Raw genomic sequence first — 20,940 nt, 5'->3', positions numbered from 1 at the left:
AGAAAATAAAAACCAGTAAACTCAGTTGACTTTTGATAAAAATGCAAATTTAGTCATCTAAAACATAAAAAGAAGTTCCAACCTTCTGTTTTTTCGATGTTGGTCTTCTGTGCACTCTACTCCATCAATACATCCATTTACTATAAAATCCTCTCCATAAGCATTCAATTCGATCTTTGCTTCATCAATTCCCAAGCTTTTCAAGTAGTTTTTTGCCAGATTCGCTCTTTTCAGAGTCATTTTTTTATTCCCGGAAGCACTTCCTTTCGAATCGGAATGAGAATTTATAACCAGACGTAAATCCGGAAACATTTTCCAAAAACCAGCATATTTATCCAATACCTTTCTATTTTCAGCAGTCAGTTCATCTGCATTGGGCTCAAAATAAACATTTCGAAAAAACTTTATTTGCGGCAAATTCGGTATTGCTTGTAATTCGTTGGAAAATCCGATTTCATCCTCCTTTTTTTTTAAGAAGATCTCCAATTCCTCCTTAGTCGATTCAGGATAAAAATTGAATTGCTGAGACTCAAAACCAATCGATTCTATTTCTATAGAATACAAAACTCCTTTATCCATATCCTTAGACAATACCGAAAGCACATAAGAACCATCTTCAGCTTTATCTACTTGTATTTTTGAATTGTCCACAATTCTATTTACACTCACCTGCGCACTATCAATCATCGCATTCGATTTGGCATCTCTTAAAAACAATTCCACGGATTTAACTTGTAATTTTTCGATACTGAAAAATCCTTCACGAGCCCCATTGTTCATGCGATCGGATACAAAACACAGTTGATCCCCCTCACGAGTAATCGCTATAGAATATTCATTGTACTGGGAATTAAATGCCATTCCAGCATTTTTCAGATTTCCCCAAGTTCCAGATGTTGTTTTTGTGACAAAGTAAAGATCCAACTTCCCATAACCAACATGCCCATTAGAAGCAAACCAGAGCTTTCCATCGGACAAAACACGAGGATAAATCTCATTTTGACTGGTATTGATTTCTGATCCTAAATTGACAGGCTCACCCCAGGAGTTTCCTCTTTTATGAGAAATGTACAAATCCATTCCTCCAAATCCTCCAGGCATATCCGAAGCAAAATACATGATCTTACCATCCTCACTCAAGGCAGGGTAAGCACAAGAATATTTTTTAGAGTTGAATGGCAGTACATTGGCAGCTTTCCATGTATCCTCTTTTACAGCTTCAACAATTTCCATAATTTGCTTGCCTTTACGGGTATACCACTTAGTATAGTACATTATTTTGCCATCTGCTGAAAATACAGCTGCTCCTACATCCACACCTTCTCCAATCTCCGGAGCAAATTCTTTCAGATTCGTCTTCTCCTTCTCTGAAAAAACAGTAGCAAACAATTGATAAGTTTTATCTAATCCTGCTTTTTTAGAATGTAGTTTAGAGTAAATCAGTTGATCGGAATAAAACGCCAATCCTAAACTTTTCAACTGCGGCTGAATACTCAATTCCCTTACTCGCCATTTATCCCTATGGCTTATTTTTGTGAGTTCTTGTATGGCAAGAATTCGTCTATCCACATCTTCACGATTGGCTCCAGCCAAAGCAGCTTGTTCGGAAAATAAGATGGCTGCTTCATAATTTCCAGCATCCAAATAGATTTGTGATAAAGTCAATAAATCCTTATCGGTTTTCTCGCTATCGTATATTTTCTTAAAGTATTTTTCGGCTTGCTCGTAATTATTCAGAAAGAAATAAGATTCGGCTATCTTCCGGTTGATTTTGGTATTTTTCTCTTTAACATTCCGAAAGTAGGATATCGCTTCCGGATAATTCCCTTTTTCGAAGGCCTTATTGCCTTTTCTAATAAATCTGTCTTGAGCCTGAACAGAAAAGGCAAGAAATACAAATATTATAAACAGGGAATTTTTGAAGATCATATCTTTAGTATGTATGGGATGAACATAAATAAAAATAGAACTTTTTCATAGAAAATACAAAATTCAAGGAGAAAGTTATAAGTAAGCAAAGGAAAAAACACTTTTTACTTTGTACTTTCTACTTTCTACTTTCTACTTTATACTTTGTACTTTATACTTTATACTTTGTACTTTGTACTTTTACCCTTTCATAAGCAAAGAACTATCCCCGTAACTAAGGAATCTAAAGTCATTTTCAAGGGCATAATTGTAGATCTCTCTCCAGCGTTCTCCCACCAGGGCAGATATCAATAGCAATAAGGTACTCTGAGGCTGATGAAAATTAGTCACCAATCCCGAGATCACTTTAAAGTCGTAACCCGGCGCAATAATAATTTGCGTTGCCGCATTAAACAAACTCAACTCCTTTTTATCCATATAAGAGCAAATGGCTTCAAAGGATTCCTTTATGCTATAATGATTTGGCAATTGATAAGCTTCCCACTGCTTTAAAAGAGCTGGCTCCTCACTATTTGTCAGCAACTTCACCCCCATCCAATACAAACTCTCCAAGGTTCGCACCGATGTGGTACCCACGGCAATAATTTGTCCTTTGGCATTTACAATACTCATTAGACTCTCCCGGGTAACCTGAATGTGCTCTGTATGCATTTCATGATCACCAATCTGTTCTGATTTTACGGGCTTAAATGTTCCTGCTCCAACGTGCAGGGTCAACTCCTCACGCTCTACTCCTTTGCCATCCAATTCTGCAAAAACTTCATTGGTAAAATGCAATCCAGCGGTTGGTGCCGCTACCGAACCTTCATACTTAGAATAAACGGTTTGATATCTAAGCAAATCTCCCTCTTCGGTATCACGATTCAAATAGGGAGGAATAGGAATTTTACCCGTTTGCTCCAACACTTCACTGAAACACAATTCCGGATGATTCCATGAAAACTCTACCTCCTGTGCCCCATCCAATTGATTTATTCTCTCTGCCTGCAGGACAAACTCTTGTCCATCAACAAAAAATGGCATTTTTAAAATACCCGATTTCCATTTCCGCAGGTTTCCAACAATACACTTCCAGGTAGACTGCCCTTTAGCCTGAAATGCCAAATTGTAATCCGCAGGACTCAAGGGTTCCAGACAAAAAATCTCAACACGTGCTCCAGTGTCTTTATGGAAAATAAGTCTCGCCTGAATAACCTTGGTATTATTGAACACCATTTTAGTTCCTGAAGCGATCTCAAGTGGAAGCTGATCGAATACCCTTTCTTTTATTTCACCACCTCTGTAAACCAACAATTTCGATACATCTCTATTTTGCAATGGATGTTTCGCAATTCTGCAATCTGGTAAATCATATGTGTATTCAGCAATCTGAATTTCTTTCGTTTCAGATTTCAAGTTTCCTGTATTTGTTTCCATTTTCCTTTTCTCCGCCTGCAAGTATTTATAGCCTTGCCGTTAATTTTGATCGGCAAAAATAGTTAACTTTGAGCGAAATTGAAAACAAAGAGAAGAATTCAATTTCATTAGGACAAGCTGCAAATGATTGTCCAATGTAAAACCGCTTAAAAAAATACAAAATGCAAATAAATATAGGTGATAAAGTCCGATTTTTAAATGAAACAGGTGGTGGTTTGGTAACACGCATAGTCGATGCCAATACTGTAATGGTCTTGAATGAGGAGGACGAGTTTGAAATTCCAACTCTGAAAAGAAACCTTGTGGTGGTTGAAGCTGCAGGTGGAGAGGCAAGCAATCAAAAAGGAACGAGCGAATTAAAGAGTGAACGTTCCGGTTTCAAGGCAAAACATGAACCATTACACATCGAAAAAGAAGATGTTTACGTTGCCTTTGCACCCAGAGAGGGGTACAATCCTACCGAAAGTCCACTGGAACTTTATTTAATAAACGATACAAATCACATTCTTTTGTATGGCTTTTATGATGCGAATACTGGCGAACTCAACGGAAAAACTGCTGGAAACCTCGATCCTAAATCCAAAATCTTATTGTGTGAGTACGATCAGAAAGAGTTGAACGAATTATCGAGCTGCTTTTTCCAAATCTTATTCTATCAGCAAGGTGCTTCTGTCATCAAAGCTCCCTTGGTAAAGAACATTAAAATTCAGCCTGTTAAATTCCACAAATCGAGTAGCTATAAAGAAACTTCCTACTTTCATCAGGATGTAATCCTTCACAAATTAACGGGTGAAAATCTCGAACAGAAAATTGAAGAACTGAGTAAAAAAGAGGTAAAACAGGTCATTCGAGAAAAAGAATACGGAGGCGGTAAAAATATCAAGCAGACGAAAAGCAAGTCAAATAACAACATTCTGGAAGTAGATCTTCACATTAACTCTTTAATTGATTCGGTTACCGGACTTTCCAATGCCGACATTCTGGAATATCAGCTGAATGAATTTCATAGTGTATTGAGAAAGAACCAAGGCAACAAAGGGCAGAAAATTGTATTTATACATGGTATCGGAAACGGAACTTTAAAGAAGAAAATACATGACGAATTGCGCAGAAAATACAAGAAACATTACCAACAGGATGCATCCTTTAAGGAGTATGGCTGGGGCGCAACAATGGTGACAATAAAATAGATTGCTAAGATATTTTAAGGCAATAAAAAAAACCTGTCGATTCAAGTTGAATTGACAGGGTTTTTCTTTATAAATATCTTAAGATCATTTATTGATACACAAATGATTTTATCGGTTCGAAACAGGAAAGGAAAACTAAAAATCCTAAAATTGCGATGATCAATCCAGAGATTTTATTGATCCAGAACATCTGCTTTAAGCGAAATTTCTTCCTGAATATATCAACAAGAGTAGACAAGGCATACCACCATAGTGCTCCACCCAATAGTACTCCTACTAATAAATACAGTGCAATTTTTGCTGAATGCGCATCTCCAAAAACCGAAGCTCCGGCAAACATAGCACCAAAAAAGATTACTGCAATCGGATTGGAAAGTGTCAGGAAAAAGATCGCTAAAAAATCCCCAAACATCCCTCTCTTGCCTGGTGCCTGAGATTTTCTGAACTGCTCAATGGTATTGGTTAAGAAAATTCGTAAGCCAACAAAAACCAAAAAGACAGATCCAATTAATCTGAAGTAAAATTCCTGTGCTTGTATAAAGTTAATCACAAAACCCAAGCCCAAAACAGCTATCGACGCAAATAGGGTATCTGCAACGGCGGCTCCCGATCCGGAAATAAAGCCGGCGAGTCTGCCTTTTTGCAGTGTTTTTTGAATAATCAAAACACCAATAGGTCCCAATGGTATCGAAGCCATCAAGCCTATCCCAATTCCTTTAATTATATATTGCAAGTCCAAATAGTCGTCTTTTTCAGTTATCAAAATTGATTCGCAAAGTTCGGAAAATTATCGGTTAAAAACCTATATCTTCAGAAGAAAATCTTTTAAGAATGGTATCGTCCTTTATTTCCTTTGATAACGATTCGATTACCTGTACAGGAACATCAAATAAATCAATCACAATCAAGCCATCCAAACAATCATTAAAATTTGGATCAATATTAAAACCAATAATCTTCGCGTTAAGCGATATGTATTTCTTCAACAATACAGGAAGTTTGTCGTTAGTAATCTCAAAATCACCAATCAACTTGTCCAATTTATTGATATCACTCTTTGCGGTCTCCAATAAAATATCAATATCTACATCAGTAGTTTTAACCTTAAATTTCTTACGAGATTTAATGAACTGCCCCAAATCATAATTGAAGTAATTCGCCATAATAAATTTAATAATCAAATCCTTAGAGAGATCCGAATATTTATTACTAATACTCACAGGACCAATTAAATATCTCGATTCAGGATTTTTAAGCAGGAAGTATAAAATTCCTTTCCACAGCAAAAACAAAGGCAATGGCTTACGCTGATATTCCTTCACAATAAAGGAACGTCCCAATTCCAAAGATTGGCTTAATATTGGCTGAAACTCCTTACTCATACGAAACAGGCTCTGAAGGTAAAATCCCTTTAAACCATAGCCTGATAGAATCTCATGCCCTTTACCTACCCGATAGGCACCAACTATTTTATGATTTTCTTCATCCCAAATAAATAGCTGATGATAATACAAATCGTACTCATCAACATCTATGCTTTGATTTGTGCCCTCTCCTACCTCTCGAAAAGTAATTTCTCTGAGTCGACCCAGTTCGTTAAGTATATTCGGTAATTTATTCGATGGAGCGCAATACACCACATAATTCCTGCTTTTAAAAAGCATATAATCCTCATGAAGACCTTCTACCTCGGAACGAATCAAGTTCGGATCTACGGCATCAATTATCTCTTCAACCTTTTCTTTCTTTGTTTTTCGCTTGAACTGATAAAACTTTTTCACCTCGATAGGAGTTCCCAACATATAGGTTTTCGCACGTAAAAAACGCCCATACTGATTGATATCTGTAAATCCTTTCTGATCTTTAACAGATATCTGATTACCAATTCTTATGCGAATCACCTTCTTATTCTTATTTAACAGTTCTGAAGGTAATTTTATGGTTCTCAATGTTGGATGAATCATCCCAAGCAGATGAAATATCAAACTATTACTCCCTTGAAAATAAATAGGAACAACAGGAACGTCAGCCTTCTTAATCAATTTCAAAATAGAAGGCATCCATTGTTTATCGGTAATGTTATTGGTTTGAGACTGATAGGATGAAACCTCTCCTGCTGGAAAAATACCCAAAGGCATTCCATTGCTTAAATGTCTTAATGCTTCTTTTAACCCACCAGTACTCGAAGCTGCTCCTTTTCGCGATTCGAATGGATTTACACCCAAGAAATAATCCTGTATCGGTTCAACTTTTTTAAGTAAAAAATTTGCCATCGCCTTAAAATCAGGGCGAACCATACAAACTAACTTTATCAGGATAATGCCATCAATTCCTCCAAAAGGATGATTCGAAATCGTAATAAATGGACCTTCTTTAGGAATTCGTTTCAGTTCTTCTTCATCAAATTCAAACTTAACCCCTAGCTCATCAATTAAAGCGTCGATAAATTCAATTCCATCTTTACAACAATTTTCAGAATACAATTTATTAAGTTTATTCAATTTCAGGATGTACATTAAAAGTTTCGCAAAACTCTCTCCTCCAAACCAATTTAAACTTTCACTTGCTTTCAGTAAATCTTTTGGATCAACTAATTTCATATATATCTATTTTCCTACAAGCTGATTTTCGCAACAATCATAAAAAATTCACTAAGCTTGCTTAATGAACTGCTTGCATTTTTAAGTTTTATTTTAAGGTCCTTTTTATGCTCCAGACAAATACGATAGTAGAATAAACATGTATTCTATTAGGTTGATATCATATTTTGAACTGAGTAAAAATAGCATAATTTCTCCATTCTTCTTCTCAATATTCGGTTAAATAATGCTTCCTAATCCGATTTCAGATTTTGACTTCTTGCCATACTTCATCCTCAAAGACAGAAACCTTCTCGAAACCAATACCTTTCAACTTCTCACGAGTAAAATCAAACTCCGAAATTATTTCATCGGGATGATGGGCATCTGAACTAATAGTAACAGAAATATTCCTACGAAAACACTCTTCCAAAAAATAAGAATCGGGAAACAAATCATTCGATTTCTTTTTGTACAATCCTCTTGTATTGACTTCAACAATAGAGTCCGATTTTTCTATCGCACCTAAAGTTTCATTTAACAAATCAACATACCAAACTTCATTTTCTGAGAAAAATTGTCCTTTGTTATTCATTTTCACCTTATCCACATGACCAATTACATCTGGCTTCTCAATGTTTATCATGTCAATTACCTGATGATAATAGGAAGAAACTGCCTTCTTCACATCACCATCAAACAATTCTAAAATTCCCTTGCTGTACTTCGTAGCAGGACCATCTAAAAACCAAAAATTAGAATTAGAATCGGCTTTCACCAAATGAACAGAACCAATGGTATAATCCAACTGGCAATCCGTTTTCCAATCATGAAAAGACTTACTAATTCCAGGAATGTAGTCAATCTCAAGCGAGCGATAAATATTTATCTTACTCTTATATTTTTCTTTCAGCCTGCTTATTTCGTGCAAATAGGATTCTAAATTAGATCTTTTCATTGCCCACACATAATCAAGATTCATTGGTGCATGAGATGAAAAACCCAAAGAGTGCATTCCTAACTGAATGGCACGCAGGACATAATCTTCTGCTGACATCTTACCGTCACAAAATGATGAATGAGTATGAAATGAAAAGTAATCCATAGGCAATTTTATGTTGGCAAATATATATCCAAAGATTTGAAGTTCCAAAGCTCTATTTACAACAATAAGCACAGATTAAAGCAGGCTTCTTTAAAATGTTTTTAAATAATCCTATCTTTGCAGTAATTTCAAGACTTATGGCAGAAAAAAACACAAGATATAATCAATGGCTACCTACATCAGCCAAGGAGGTAAAAGAAAGAGGTTGGGAAGAACTGGATGTAATCCTTTTTAGTGGTGATGCCTATGTGGATCATCCCTCGTTTGGAGCTTCGGTAATAGGTAGAATTATCGAAAAAGAAGGTTTAAAAGTAGCAATCGTTCCTCAGCCCAATTGGCGTGACGATTTGCGCGATTTCAAGAAACTCGGTCAACCCCGATTATTTTTTGGTGTTACTGCCGGAAACATGGATTCTATGGTAAATCATTATACCGCAAACAGAAGATTGCGACATGATGATGCTTATACTCCAGGAGGAAAACATGGATTCCGCCCGGATAAGCCAACGGTGGTTTACTCTCAGATTTTAAAGAAAATCTATCCTGACACTCCTATTTTAATTGGTGGTATCGAAGCTTCATTGCGAAGAGTAACACACTACGACTATTGGGAAGATGAATTGAAACCAAGTATTCTTTGCGATAGTGGTGCCGATTTACTTGTATACGGAATGGGTGAAAAACCCTTGAAGGAAATCATCCGTTTGATGAAAAGAGGTGTTCCTTTTTATTCCCTTACAAACATTCCACAAACCTCATTTCTGGTTGCACAGGATGAAAAATACGCCACAAAAAAACAGTGGCAAAGTCAGGAATTGTTTTCTCACGAGAACTGTCTATCTGATAAAAAGAAGTTTGCCAGTAATTTCCGATACATCGAAATGGAATCGAATGCCATGCTGGCAAAAAAGCTAACTCAGGATTTTGAGCAGCAACAAATCGTAGTCAATCCTCCCTATCCGGTAATGAACGAGAAGGAAATGGATGAGATTTACGATCTGCCCTTCACAAGACTTCCTCATCCTCGATACAAAGGAAAAGCTATTCCTTCCTTTGATATGATTAAGTTTTCGGTTAACATGCATCGCGGCTGTTTTGGAGGATGCTCCTTTTGCACCATTTCTGCCCATCAGGGAAAATTTATTGCCAACAGATCTGAAAAATCTATCCTGAAAGAGGTTGAATACATTACAAAGATGGATGACTTCAAGGGCTATCTTTCTGATTTGGGTGGACCATCGGCCAACATGTACCAAATGAAAGGGATTTTTGAATCCATCTGCAAAACCTGTAGAAGACCTTCTTGTGTACATCCTGATGTTTGTCCAAACCTGAACACCAACCACCAGCCAATGCTCGACATTTACAAAAAGGTGGATAAAATACCAGGCGTTAAAAAATCATTTATTGGTAGTGGTATACGTTACGATTTAATGCTACATCAGACAAAAGATGAAGCTGCTAACAAATCGAATAAGGAATATGCTACGGAACTGATTAAAAATCATGTCTCTGGACGATTAAAAGTGGCACCTGAGCACACTTCAGATGAAGTATTGAATATGATGAGAAAGCCCTCTTTTAAACTATTTTACAAACTCAAAAGCTTGTTTGACGAAATCAATAAGAAGGAAGGCATGAATCAACAATTGATTCCTTATTTCATATCTAGTCATCCGGGAAGTCAAGGTAGCGATATGGCTGATTTGGCAATTAAAACCAAAGAATTGGATTTTAAATTGGAACAAGTGCAGGATTTCACACCAACACCAATGACGGTAGCAACGGTTATTTACTACTCTGGTTACCATCCTTACACACTTAAAAAAGTATATACAGCAAAATCTAAAAAGGAGAAATTATCACAGAGAAAGTTTCTATTTTGGTATAAAAAAGAATATCGCGATGCGATAAAAACTGAATTGGTTAAAATGGGTAAAAAAGATTTACTCACCAAACTATTTAGGTAATTCAAACATGAAAATTAACACTTAGTAATAATATCTATAATATTAAAATCCTAATATTTTAATATTTATAGATATTATTGTACATTAGTTTTCTAACTGCATCTTTAATCTATGGCACAATTCTACCCAAAAGCATTTATTATAGTACTTCTAACGGGATTTCTTTTTATTTTCAGTAGCTGTGAAAAATCGAAACAGGATTATGAAAATGAAAAGGGTATTGAATTATTGAGTAATAAAAAATACGAAGAAGCCGTTAAGCATTTTACCCAAATCATTAAAAAAGATAAGAACTATCTTCCTGCTTATTTTAATCGTGCCGTATGCTATTCTTTTTTAAACAACAATCGGGTTGCCATTAAAGATTTAAATGTAGTTATTGGCAAACAAAAATTTGAAGAAGAAGCCTATCTGAATCGCGCTATCTTATACGAAAATCAAAAGAATTACAAGAAAGCAATTGAGGATTATACTCACGTACTAAGCATTAATCCTCGAAATATTAAAGCATATCACTATCGTGGCATTTGCAAATATTACATCGAAGATTATCAGGCTGCCATTGCAGATTACAATCATTCCATAAGAATTGGATTGAATTCATCCGGCGTATATTACAACAAAGCTGTATCTCTCGATTGTACTAAAAATTACAAAGAGGCAATCAAGTTTTACAATAAGGCAATTGGCATTGATAAAAAATTGGATCGAGCCTATTATGCAAGAGGCATTGCACAACTAAAAGATGGCAATAAAAAAGCCGCAATTAAAGATATTGAGGCTTCTGTGAAATTGGGATACAAAAAGGGAGTTCAAACATTAAAAGAACTCAAATAGATTCTTCTTCAAATAGTTTTCCCTGCCAGGTCTCTCTCTCTTGCAATCTTTTATCCAGCTTGTGTAAAAATTGGTAATTTTTTACACCTCCCCATTTAGGCGCAATTAACCATCCCGGAGGAGCTTGATTTAAAAATCTTTCCAACATTACTGCTGGATTAATTCTTTCAATCACATCCACAATAAAATCCAAGTACTCATCCAAGTCAAAAAGATAAAATCTTTCTGGTGACTCCTCATACTCTTTTGCCATCTGTGTATGATTCAGAATCTGAAGCTGATGCAATTTTAAGGTTTCGATCGGTAGTTTAGACAAGCGAACCGCGTGTTCAATCATATCCTCTTTTGTGTCATAAGGCAAACCATTCACCAAATGTGCTCCTATATGAATTCCACGTTTAGCCGTATTTAATATCGCCCTTTCCGATTCTGCATAATTGTGTCCTCGATTTATTGCTAGTAAAGCATCATCATTTGCAGACTCTACTCCATACTCTATTCCAATGTAATAATCCTTAGCCAATTCTTCCAGGTAATCCAATATGGCATTATTTACACAATCAGGTCTTGTGCCGATAACCAATCCAATTACTTTTTCGTGTGATAAGGCTTCTTCATACATCTCCTTTATCTTCTCCAAACTTCCGTAGGTATTTGAATAAGCTTGAAAATAGGCAAGGTATTTCTGGCTTTTATACTTGGCTTTGAAGAAGTCAATGCCTTCGGTTATTTGTTCGCTTACCGATTTTCTTGGACTGCAATAATCAGGATTAAAACTATTGTTATTACAATAGGTACAGCCTCCCACTCCTTTACTACCATCCCTATTAGGACAAGTAAAACCAGCATCAATTGACACTTTTTGAATCCGTTCAGAAAAACGGCTTTTAAAATAAGATGGGAAATCATTATATCGTCTGCTGTGTCCCCAGGAATAAGTTACCTCTGTCATACCAAATTTTAATTTGCCTCAAAAGTACAAAAGAAATCTATGCTTTAAGGTCATCCAATTAATATGGAATACCTCTAAAGATTACAAAATAGTCTTTTTAGCCTGTTCGAACTTCAAATTAAATACATTTCATAGTAATAAATTATAGTAGACAAAAAATCCGTTCAACTCCTTAAAATAAGCTGATTGCATAATTATTTTCTTTTTAAATGGAAATGCCTTTTCATTTCATAAAAGTATTCTTTATATTGCCTGAGACACTATAATAAAACTTTACTCATGTTTTCAGAAAAAGACCTATCTCAATTCCAATCTAAAGGAATTGCACAGGAAACCATTGAAGAACAATTAAATAACTTCAGCACTGGATTCCCAAAAATGAAGTTAAAGAAACCAGCAACTAAGGAAGATGGTATCACTCAAATTAAAGATGAAGAACTTGAGATTTACGAAGAAGTGTACAATACACATTCAAAAGACCTCTCTTTATTAAAATTTGTTCCTGCTTCGGGGGCTGCTTCAAGAATGTTTAAAAGTCTTTACGATTTTTTAAATACTTATCAGGATACTGAAGATGAATATTTGAAGTTTTTGTGCCACAAGGGTCCTGAGACAATGTTTAACTTCTTTGATCGCTTAGAAGATTTTGCTTTTTATGGTGACTTAAAAAATGTGATTACCGATAGCGAAATGGATCTTGAAAAAATGCTTGACAAGAATCAGTTCAAGCAAATTTTAGCGATGCTTCTTAACAACAAAGGACTAAATTATGGAAATCTGCCTAAAGGCTTATTAAAATTCCACAGATACAAACTTTATTCCAGAACCTCTTTTGAGGAACATTTGGTTGAAGCCCTAAATTACACCAAAAATAAAAATAACGAAGCTAAGATACATTTAACAGTTTCTGAAGATCACAAAGAGCTTTTCAACCAGCGTTTTCAGAAGACAAAATCTACTTTCGAAGAAAAATACGATGGCAAATTGAATGTAGACTATTCTGTTCAAAAATCATCTACAGATACAATTGCAGTTGACCTAAACAACGAGCCTTACCGCAACGAAGATGGAACAATTCTTTTCCGTCCTGGTGGGCACGGAGCCTTAATTGAAAATTTAAATGAGCTTGATGCTGATGTCGTTTTCATTAAGAACATTGATAATGTAGTTCCTGATCGTTTAAAAGAAACTACCTATCAATTCAAAAAAGTATTGGCAGGATTACTTCTTGAGTATCAGTCGATAATATTTGAATATTTAAAACTACTGGAAGAAGATAAAAATCTGACACAAGAGAATTTAGATGAAATGTTGACTTTTCTTGAAGAAAAACTTTGCACAACAGCTCCAGCAAGTCTAAAAAAAGACAATCCCGAAAAGTTAAAAAAGTACCTATTCGATAAATTTAACAGACCAATTCGAGTTTGCGGAATGGTTAAAAATGAAGGAGAACCTGGAGGTGGTCCTTTTTGGGCTCGAAACAACGATGGTTCTGTTTCACTACAAATTATCGAAGGTTCTCAAATTGACAAATCAGATGTCAGACAGAAAAATATCTTTGAGCGAGCGACTCACTTCAACCCTGTTGATTTGGTATGTGGTATTAAAGATTACAAAGGCAATAAATTTGTCTTACAAAATTATATCGATAAACAAACGGGTTTTATTTCGAACAAGTCGCACAACGGATCGGAACTTAAAGCAATGGAGTTACCAGGTTTATGGAATGGTGCCATGTCCGATTGGAATACGGTATTTGTTGAGGTGCCAATCATTACTTTTAATCCGGTAAAAACAATTTTTGACCTTTTAAGAATAGAACATAGAAACTTATAATTAACAACGACCTTGCTTTGCAAGGTCGTTTGTTTTTACGCAATTGTCCCATTTTACCCAAGTCTGGATTGGTTTTTGTTAATATCTTACAACTTGATTATTTTAAAATAAATCCTATTTTTGCAGTGCAGTAATCATTTTAAATTGGTAAATGATAGATAATACAGAAAACTATCTTGATGGAGATTCACTTACTCTTGTAAGTCGATTTGAAGAAATGATTGAAGCCCAGAAGCTTTATTATTTCGATGTACATGAATTTGAAAGTATCATAGATCATTATATCGAGAAAAATAAACTTGCCGAAGCCGTTAAGGTTTCCAATATTGCCAGTAAACAGCATCCGGCAGCCATTTCCTTACAAATCAAAAAAGCACAAGTCCTTATTAACCGAGGTCAGCATATTGAGGCGCTTTCTATTTTAAAGAAGGTACAATCAATTGAATCTTCCAATAAGGAAATTTGGCTTCTGAAAGGAAATATTTACAATCTATTGGGTAAACATCAAAGTGCAAAAAAACAATTCGATGAAGCCTTGACAAAGGATCATGAGAACAGAGAAGATCTGCTTTTTAGAATTGCACTGGCATTTGAACAGCTGAACCAGTTTGAATTGGCAATTGGCTACCTGGAAGAAGCAGTAAGACTTAACGAGGATGATTCGGAAGTTTTATTCGAATTGGGTTATTGCTACGAAAAACTCGGACTTGATCAAAAATGTGTTGATACCTATCACAGATATCTGGATTTAAATCCTTTTTCGGACAACGCCTGGTACAATATTGGTATCGTTCACAACCGAATGGGAGATTTTGAGAAAGCAATTGATGCCTACGAATTCGCCTTAGCTGTAAACGATCAGCACAGCAAAGCTTACTTCAACAAAGCAAATGCGCTAGCCAATACAGGTCAATTCGAGGAAGCCATAAAATACTATATCGAATATCTTGAATTTGAAGACGATCACTCCTCTACTTATTCCTACATTGGTGAATGTTTCGAGAAATTGAGCGAATACGATCAGGCTTTAAATTACTACGAAACAGCTATAAAAACCAATGAAACCATTCCGGAACCATGGTTTGGAATGGGATTGATTCTAATGTATCAGGATAAGATCGACGAAGCAATTGTGTATCTGGAAAAATCTAAAAAACTAGATGATGAAAATCCTGATTATTGGTTTGCTCTAGGTTCTGCTTATACACAATCTCAAAATCCACAAAAAGCAGTTCAAGCTTTTCGAGAGGCAATCGACTTGGATCCTTACGATCCTACTTACTCCATTACTCTAGCTGAATTTTACCATCAAAACGAAAAACAGGAGACTGCAATTGATGTTCTATTGGAGAGTTTAGATTACAATCCAGATTCTGCACAAATCCTTAACAATCTTGCCGCATACTACATGCTTACAGATGATTTGAGTTCAGCAGAAAACTACATTAAAAAATCAGTTGATGTTGAGTCCGAAAATATCAAAGATATCTTCCTTCAATTTCCAGAATTGGAAGACAATGAGGACTTCAATAACATCATTCAACTATACTCTTAAACAAGTAAATACACACTTACAATTTCAAGCCGAAGATAGATATGTCCAGAAAAATTAAAGATTATGTTATTATTGCCTTAAAAGGAATGGGGATGGGAGCTGCCGATGTAGTTCCAGGTGTTTCAGGCGGAACAATTGCGTTCATTACCGGAATCTACGAAGAATTAATCAACACCATTAAATCGGTTAATCTGAGTTCTATTAAATTGCTTTTCACTTTCAAACTAAAAGATTTTTGGAAAGCAATAAATGGTAATTTTCTTTTAGCATTGATCTCGGGTATTGGTATCAGTTTCTATACATTGGCAAGACTAATTAAGCATTTGTTAGAAACACAACCCATTCTAATTTGGTCTTTCTTTTTTGGACTAATAGTAGCTTCGGCAATCGTAATAGCCAAGAAAATTACCGAATGGAAAGCCAGAACAATTATTGCCATGCTAATAGGTATTGGCATTGCCTACATGATAACCGAAATAACTCCAGCCGAGGCGCCAACTAGTTATTGGTTTTTGTTTTTATCGGGAGCATTAGCCATTTGCGCTATGATATTGCCTGGAATATCGGGAGCATTCATTTTAGTTTTGTTAGGATCATACAATTACATTTTAAGTGCATTAAGTAGCTTTAAAATTGATGTAATTGCTGTTGTTGGAGCAGGTGCTGCTGTTGGTATTCTAAGCTTCTCTCATCTATTAAGTTGGTTATTGAATAAATACCACAACATGACCATTGGATTGCTGTCAGGGTTTATGATTGGATCCTTAAATAAAGTATGGCCCTGGAAAGAAACCATTACCACACGAATTGACAGACATGGAGAAGTAATACCTGTACTTCAAGATAATATTCTTCCTGGAACTTTTGAAACTTTGGCTAATCAGGATTCTCAGCTATTTTTTGCATTGGCACTAGCAGTAGTAGGATTTTTATTAATTTGGATAATGGAAAAGTACTCTCCTGAAACCAAATAAGCTTTACAAAACCTTTAACCTTTAACCACGGCAAAATGAATACATACGGAATTGTAGGATATCCTTTAGGCCATTCCTTCTCGAAAAAATACTTTTGTGAGAAATTCGAAAAATTAAAACTTGATGCAGAATTCCTAAACTTTGAATTGCCAAATATTCAGGAATTAACAGATATATTAACACAGCAAAATGACCTAAAAGGGTTTTGCGTTACCATTCCATACAAGGAGGAAGTTATTTCATTTTTGGATGACATTGATCCTTTGGCTAAAAAATTGGGTGCAGTTAATTCTGTTCAAATTATTCGTAAGCAAGATCAAATCAAACTTAAGGGTTACAATACAGACATTTATGGCTTTCTTGAATCTCTTAAATTATTCATAGGTGATAAGCGACCTAATGCTTTAATTCTGGGAACTGGAGGCGCTTCGAAAGCAGTTGCTGGTGGATTAGAAAATCTAGGTATTGACTACAAGTTTGTAAGTAGAAATGCAAAAGAGAATTGCTTTACCTACGAACAACTCAATGCTGATATTATAGCTAATTACAAGCTTATTGTAAACTGTTCCCCTTTAGGTACTTTTCCTAAAGAAGATACTTGTCCTGATATTCCTTACTCATTACTGACAAAAGATCATTTCCTTTACGATTTGGTTTACAATCCTGCAGAAACTCTTTTCATGAAAAAAGGAGCTGCACAAGGAGCCAAAACTCACAACGGACTGAGCATGCTTCATCTTCAGGCAGAAAAAAACTGGGAAATCTGGAACAGATGATAATTATCAATTAGGAATGATAAATTAACAATTGACAGAAGTGAAGAGCCCGTCCGGCTTGAGGACTCAAAAAAAATTACAGTCAGTGTTCAAACCCACTGACTGTAAATTATAATTGGTAATTATTCTTTCATATTAAATATCATACTTCACAGTAAACAGCACATATCTTGGTTGTACAAAATAAGTAGAGGTAGAATAAGAAAAATCAGACTCGCTATTACTATCCATCGATTTTGTATCCAATAAATTCTTTCCTTTCAAGCCAAACTCCCATTTCGAATCTTTCTTGTGATAAAGCAATTCTGCATCAAGAAAACTATACTCATTCAATATTGTATTGTCTTTATTTGAATAATTGTAAAATTCATAATCAGCGGTAACAATAAAATTCTTTAAAAAGGCAGCATCAAATTTTGCAAAGGGTCTTTGCGTATAGTAGGTTGTATTACCAGACTCCCTATCGTAATCATTAATAGAATACTTATATCCTATCTCAATATTAGGAGCATTTTTAAAATTGGTTCCCACGGACATGGTATAAATTTGCGAAAAGCTCTCTGATTTACTGGGCAGTGAATTCACCAGATTATTTGTTTCAGACCATGAAACCTTTGCCTTTGCCGAAGCTTTTATTTTATGGAATGTTCTTTGATAACGTGCGTTCATGCTTAATGATTCATCCGCCAAATCAGAATTTTCGGTCGTATTTATCTGATTAATCCCTATTGGTACAACATTATTTTTAAATCCTTCAATGCTTTTCGAGTAGCTAATATTCGCAAACATATTGGTAAAATTAAACATGTTAAAGCTGAAGAAATTCAAGGACAGATTGTGTTTCAAAGAACTCTCTAACTCAGGATTCCCACTGTAAACAGAATTGTAATTATTCAAAACATAAGCCTCGGCATATTTCGAAACATCGGTAAAACTTCGGGTGATATTATAATTGAAACGAAGATTCTCAGATTTCTTCAACTGCATATTAATATAAACATCAGGTAAAACTGAGGTTAAATCATCTTTGTAATTCAAGTTGTTTTGTGAACTTTTTGTTTCGAATTGATGTACGCTAAATCCCGGATTAAATGTGAAAATCCCTGCTTTTAATTTGTAATGAAACTCAAAAAACAGATCGGAAACATTAAATTTCACATCGTTTATATAATCGCTGCCTTGCATCTCCAATTTTTCTTCATCGTCTAATACCTGAAAAATATCTGAATCGAAATTTTGATGATTTTGAGTTGTTCCCAAGGTAAACTGAATATTGCTCTTATCGCCTGTCACCAGGTAATAATCCAATTTGGCATCCAATTTATTGGTGATTATTCTTTTGTTCTGATTCAAATCGTATAAACTCACCGACTGATCAACCGGAAACAAATCAGTAAAAGCAAATTCATCGCGAACCGCGTTGTAAAAAGGATCCTCATTTTTATACAAATGCTGAGCATCGAAGGCAAATATATTTTTATCGTTTAAGGTGTAATATATTTTCGCTGTTTGATTTAAGGAGATAGGCTTCTGTTTCTTCAATTGAGTAATTTCATCCGACACACCATCTACTAAAGAGATCACCTCTTCCTCTTCATTATCGTCCGATTGTTTGATAAAAACATCGTAATCGAACTGAAAATTAGCATTTGGCTTGTAAATAGAATTCAACTTGAACAAACCTAAACTTGCCTCCTGATCATTCTTCTTTATACTTTCCTCTACCTGAGACTGATTCCCTTCCAATTCGTAAGTAGTTGTACTCTGTGTTTCCATCAAAGTTCCGGTATAGGAGTAGATTCCAAATCCACCTAGATCCCAGGTTTCAGATGGTGAATAGTTAAAATTCAATGCAGCAAATTTAGTTTCGATATCCTTGGCTTTATTGTTTTGCAAGCTGGACAATCCCAAGGCATCCGATCCGGTTCCAATGGAGCTTCCACCACCAGGATTGAATCCTTTAAAACCACCAGTAAAATTCATATAATCTCTTCTGGTAAAAGGCACTTCTCCAATATTATTCACATCAGTAATCAGATTTAAACTGAATTTAGGACTGTAGTAAAACAATTTAGGGTGAGCCAAATATTTATCATCAGGACCAGCACCGGCTGTCAACTCGCCAAACCAGAAACTCTTCTTCCCCGATTTCAATTTAATATTCAATGCAATATTGTCCTCGTCATTGGTTAAGCCTTGCATTTGACTAATCTCATTGTAATTTCGAAGCACTTCAATTTTATCAACAGCATCGGCAGGAATGTTATCCGAAGCAATTTTAGAGTCTCCATCAAAAAAATCCTTCCCTTCAACCATCACCTTTTGCACCTGCTTTCCTTCCACCTCAATCTGCCCGTCATCATTCAACTCTACACCTGGCAAACTCACCAAAACATCCTTTAGTTTTCGTTCTGTGCCGGTTGTAAACGAATCAGTATCGTAAACAATAGTATCTCCCTTTACCATAACCGGCATGGTATAAGTCACGTCCACCTCCTGCAACATACTTTCCTCTTCAGCAATCTCCACATCCTTCACAGCATCATTTTCATCTGCCGAAAAATAAAACTCCTTGGCACCAAAACCTATAAAGCTAATTTTAATATCATAATTCGAGCCTGATTTCAATTTTAGCTTATACAATCCACTATGATTGGTAACACAATACGATTCCAACAATTTAGAATCCGAATTTACGGCTATCACATTTGCCATTTCCACGGCAACACCTTCGGTATCTCGAACTATTCCCTTTAATGTGATATCTTCCTGTGCGTAACTCCAAAAATAAGAGCATAGCAATAGCAGTATGAAAAAATATTTCTTCATGATTTTATAAATTTACCTTATGAATTATATGATGTAGCGGGATTACTTCTAAACAAAAATTTTTCTCTCAAATCCTCAACCTTTATACTTTGAAATTAATTTTTGGAGCTTGATACTTGGAATTTGGAGCTTAAAACCTATCTCCCTCTCCCTTGTCCAGGACCTCTAAATCCGCCATTCTCTCTCATTTCCTTCATTTTCTTACTCGCAATCTCGTCATATTCTGCCTGGCTAACTTTTTTCCCCTTTTTAGGTGCTTTTATCACCATCTTTTCTTTTGGATTCATAACCAGTTTAGAGCAGATAATTGAGGTCTGATCGTCACTTACCTCAAGAATTAAACCTGGTAAGCCTGAGTAATTTGCCGGACCTTGATTTACTGGAATCTCTGGCGAGTACCAAGCTACTACATGAACTTCCTTCTCTGTATAAACTTCTTGTTTTTTATCCTGATTTCGGTTGAATATAGCGGACATATTCCTACGCTTCACCTTTTTAATGGCAGTAGCTTTATAAGCGGTATAATTCCCAATCTTCTTTGTTTCCGCCTCCATTTTCCAATCCAACTTGGGTAGACTATCCTTCACCAAAAATAGTTTCCCAAACAAATCATTCTTTACGGCATAGGTTCCCTCTTTTACATTCTTGTAGTAATCTTCACCTCCACCTTGCATCATTCCAAAACGCATTCCTTTACCACCGCCCATTCCAGGCTGTTCCAATTTCTGCTCTTCTTTGTATAAAGATTCCACGCGATTAAAAGACAAAACAAATGTTTTCTCTCCTGCTTTTTTCATTCGCTCCAAAATCATTTGCTTTCTATCTTCAGGAATATTTCTTCCACCAAAATCCATTTTTATAGTGGTTCGGCTTTCATAATAAGCTTTTCCTTGAAATTCCTGAGCTTGCAAAGCAGTTCCCAAACTTATAAATAGGCTAAATACAGCAAGTAATATCTTCTTCATTTTTCCTTTTTTATTGATTACTGATGC

Annotated in this window: 15 protein-coding genes; 7 read left to right on the top strand and 8 right to left on the bottom strand. The window is 35.5% G+C overall.

Going from position 1 to position 20,940, the window contains the following annotated elements; translation table 11 throughout:
• Nucleotides 1–57: 57 nt before the first annotated feature.
• The gene (locus GCQ56_RS05395; protein ID WP_152733393.1) at nt 58–1,929 is read right to left on the bottom strand and encodes an OmpA family protein; all 1,872 of its coding nucleotides are present in this window, start codon (nt 1,927–1,929) and stop codon (nt 58–60) included.
• Between the two features lie 180 nt (nt 1,930–2,109).
• Nucleotides 2,110–3,345, bottom strand: coding sequence for an S-adenosylmethionine:tRNA ribosyltransferase-isomerase (locus GCQ56_RS05390; protein ID WP_152733392.1), 1,236 nt, complete (start codon nt 3,343–3,345; stop codon nt 2,110–2,112).
• Nucleotides 3,346–3,506: 161 nt separating this feature from the next.
• On the opposite strand from GCQ56_RS05390, the gene GCQ56_RS05385 reads away from it, so the two are divergent.
• Nucleotides 3,507–4,535: a DUF2027 domain-containing protein gene (locus GCQ56_RS05385; protein ID WP_152733391.1), complete on the top strand. Its 1,029-nt coding sequence runs from the start codon at nt 3,507–3,509 to the stop codon at nt 4,533–4,535.
• Nucleotides 4,536–4,623: 88 nt separating this feature from the next.
• On the opposite strand, the gene GCQ56_RS05380 is transcribed toward GCQ56_RS05385, so the two are convergent.
• The 3 genes from GCQ56_RS05380 to GCQ56_RS05370 all read right to left on the bottom strand — a co-directional run bounded on the left by GCQ56_RS05380 (nt 4,624) and on the right by GCQ56_RS05370 (nt 8,219).
• Nucleotides 4,624–5,298: a LysE family translocator gene (locus tag GCQ56_RS05380; protein WP_227006011.1), complete on the bottom strand. Its 675-nt coding sequence runs from the start codon at nt 5,296–5,298 to the stop codon at nt 4,624–4,626.
• Between the two features lie 31 nt (nt 5,299–5,329).
• Nucleotides 5,330–7,135: a lysophospholipid acyltransferase family protein gene (locus tag GCQ56_RS05375; RefSeq protein ID WP_152733390.1), complete on the bottom strand. Its 1,806-nt coding sequence runs from the start codon at nt 7,133–7,135 to the stop codon at nt 5,330–5,332.
• Nucleotides 7,136–7,379: 244 nt separating this feature from the next.
• Nucleotides 7,380–8,219: a histidinol-phosphatase gene (locus GCQ56_RS05370; protein WP_152733389.1), complete on the bottom strand. Its 840-nt coding sequence runs from the start codon at nt 8,217–8,219 to the stop codon at nt 7,380–7,382.
• A 137-nt stretch (nt 8,220–8,356) separates the two neighbouring features.
• Between GCQ56_RS05370 and GCQ56_RS05365 the strand changes: the two genes are divergently transcribed.
• Together GCQ56_RS05365 and GCQ56_RS05360 are read left to right on the top strand one after the other, a co-directional pair.
• The gene (locus GCQ56_RS05365; RefSeq protein WP_152733388.1) at nt 8,357–10,189 is read left to right on the top strand and encodes a YgiQ family radical SAM protein; all 1,833 of its coding nucleotides are present in this window, start codon (nt 8,357–8,359) and stop codon (nt 10,187–10,189) included.
• A gap of 111 nt (nt 10,190–10,300) precedes the next feature.
• Complete coding sequence (locus tag GCQ56_RS05360) at nt 10,301–11,026, top strand: tetratricopeptide repeat protein (protein ID WP_152733387.1); 726 nt, start codon at nt 10,301–10,303, stop codon at nt 11,024–11,026.
• On the opposite strand, the gene GCQ56_RS05355 is transcribed toward GCQ56_RS05360, so the two are convergent.
• Complete coding sequence (locus tag GCQ56_RS05355; protein WP_152733386.1) at nt 11,019–11,978, bottom strand: TIGR01212 family radical SAM protein; 960 nt, start codon at nt 11,976–11,978, stop codon at nt 11,019–11,021. The genes GCQ56_RS05360 and GCQ56_RS05355 overlap by 8 nt on opposite strands.
• A 279-nt stretch (nt 11,979–12,257) precedes the next feature.
• Between GCQ56_RS05355 and GCQ56_RS05350 the strand changes: the two genes are divergently transcribed.
• From GCQ56_RS05350 to GCQ56_RS05335, 4 genes are all read left to right on the top strand, one after another.
• On the top strand, nt 12,258–13,814 hold the full coding sequence (locus tag GCQ56_RS05350; RefSeq protein WP_152733385.1) for a DUF4301 family protein: 1,557 nt from the start codon (nt 12,258–12,260) through the stop codon (nt 13,812–13,814).
• A gap of 151 nt (nt 13,815–13,965) precedes the next feature.
• Nucleotides 13,966–15,369: a tetratricopeptide repeat protein gene (locus GCQ56_RS05345; protein ID WP_152733384.1), complete on the top strand. Its 1,404-nt coding sequence runs from the start codon at nt 13,966–13,968 to the stop codon at nt 15,367–15,369.
• 41 nt (nt 15,370–15,410) lie between these two features.
• On the top strand, nt 15,411–16,343 hold the full coding sequence (locus GCQ56_RS05340) for a DUF368 domain-containing protein (protein ID WP_152733383.1): 933 nt from the start codon (nt 15,411–15,413) through the stop codon (nt 16,341–16,343).
• 35 nt (nt 16,344–16,378) lie between these two features.
• On the top strand, nt 16,379–17,119 hold the full coding sequence (locus GCQ56_RS05335) for a shikimate dehydrogenase (RefSeq protein ID WP_152733382.1): 741 nt from the start codon (nt 16,379–16,381) through the stop codon (nt 17,117–17,119).
• A gap of 135 nt (nt 17,120–17,254) precedes the next feature.
• Here GCQ56_RS05335 and GCQ56_RS05330 read toward each other — a convergent pair whose 3' ends face one another.
• Together GCQ56_RS05330 and GCQ56_RS05325 are read right to left on the bottom strand one after the other, a co-directional pair.
• Nucleotides 17,255–19,948: a TonB-dependent receptor gene (locus tag GCQ56_RS05330; protein ID WP_152733381.1), complete on the bottom strand. Its 2,694-nt coding sequence runs from the start codon at nt 19,946–19,948 to the stop codon at nt 17,255–17,257.
• A 137-nt stretch (nt 19,949–20,085) separates the two neighbouring features.
• A complete protein-coding gene (locus tag GCQ56_RS05325) occupies nt 20,086–20,913 on the bottom strand; it encodes a GLPGLI family protein (RefSeq protein ID WP_152733380.1) in 828 nt (275 codons plus the stop codon).
• Between the last annotated feature and the right edge of the window lie 27 nt (nt 20,914–20,940).

The sequence above is a fragment of the Marinifilum sp. N1E240 genome (assembly GCF_009295825.1).
Lineage (GTDB): Bacteria > Bacteroidota > Bacteroidia > Bacteroidales > Marinifilaceae > Marinifilum_A > Marinifilum_A sediminis.
The sequence above is the reverse complement of the archived record's forward strand: the minus strand, read 5'-3'. Positions and strand labels throughout refer to the sequence as shown.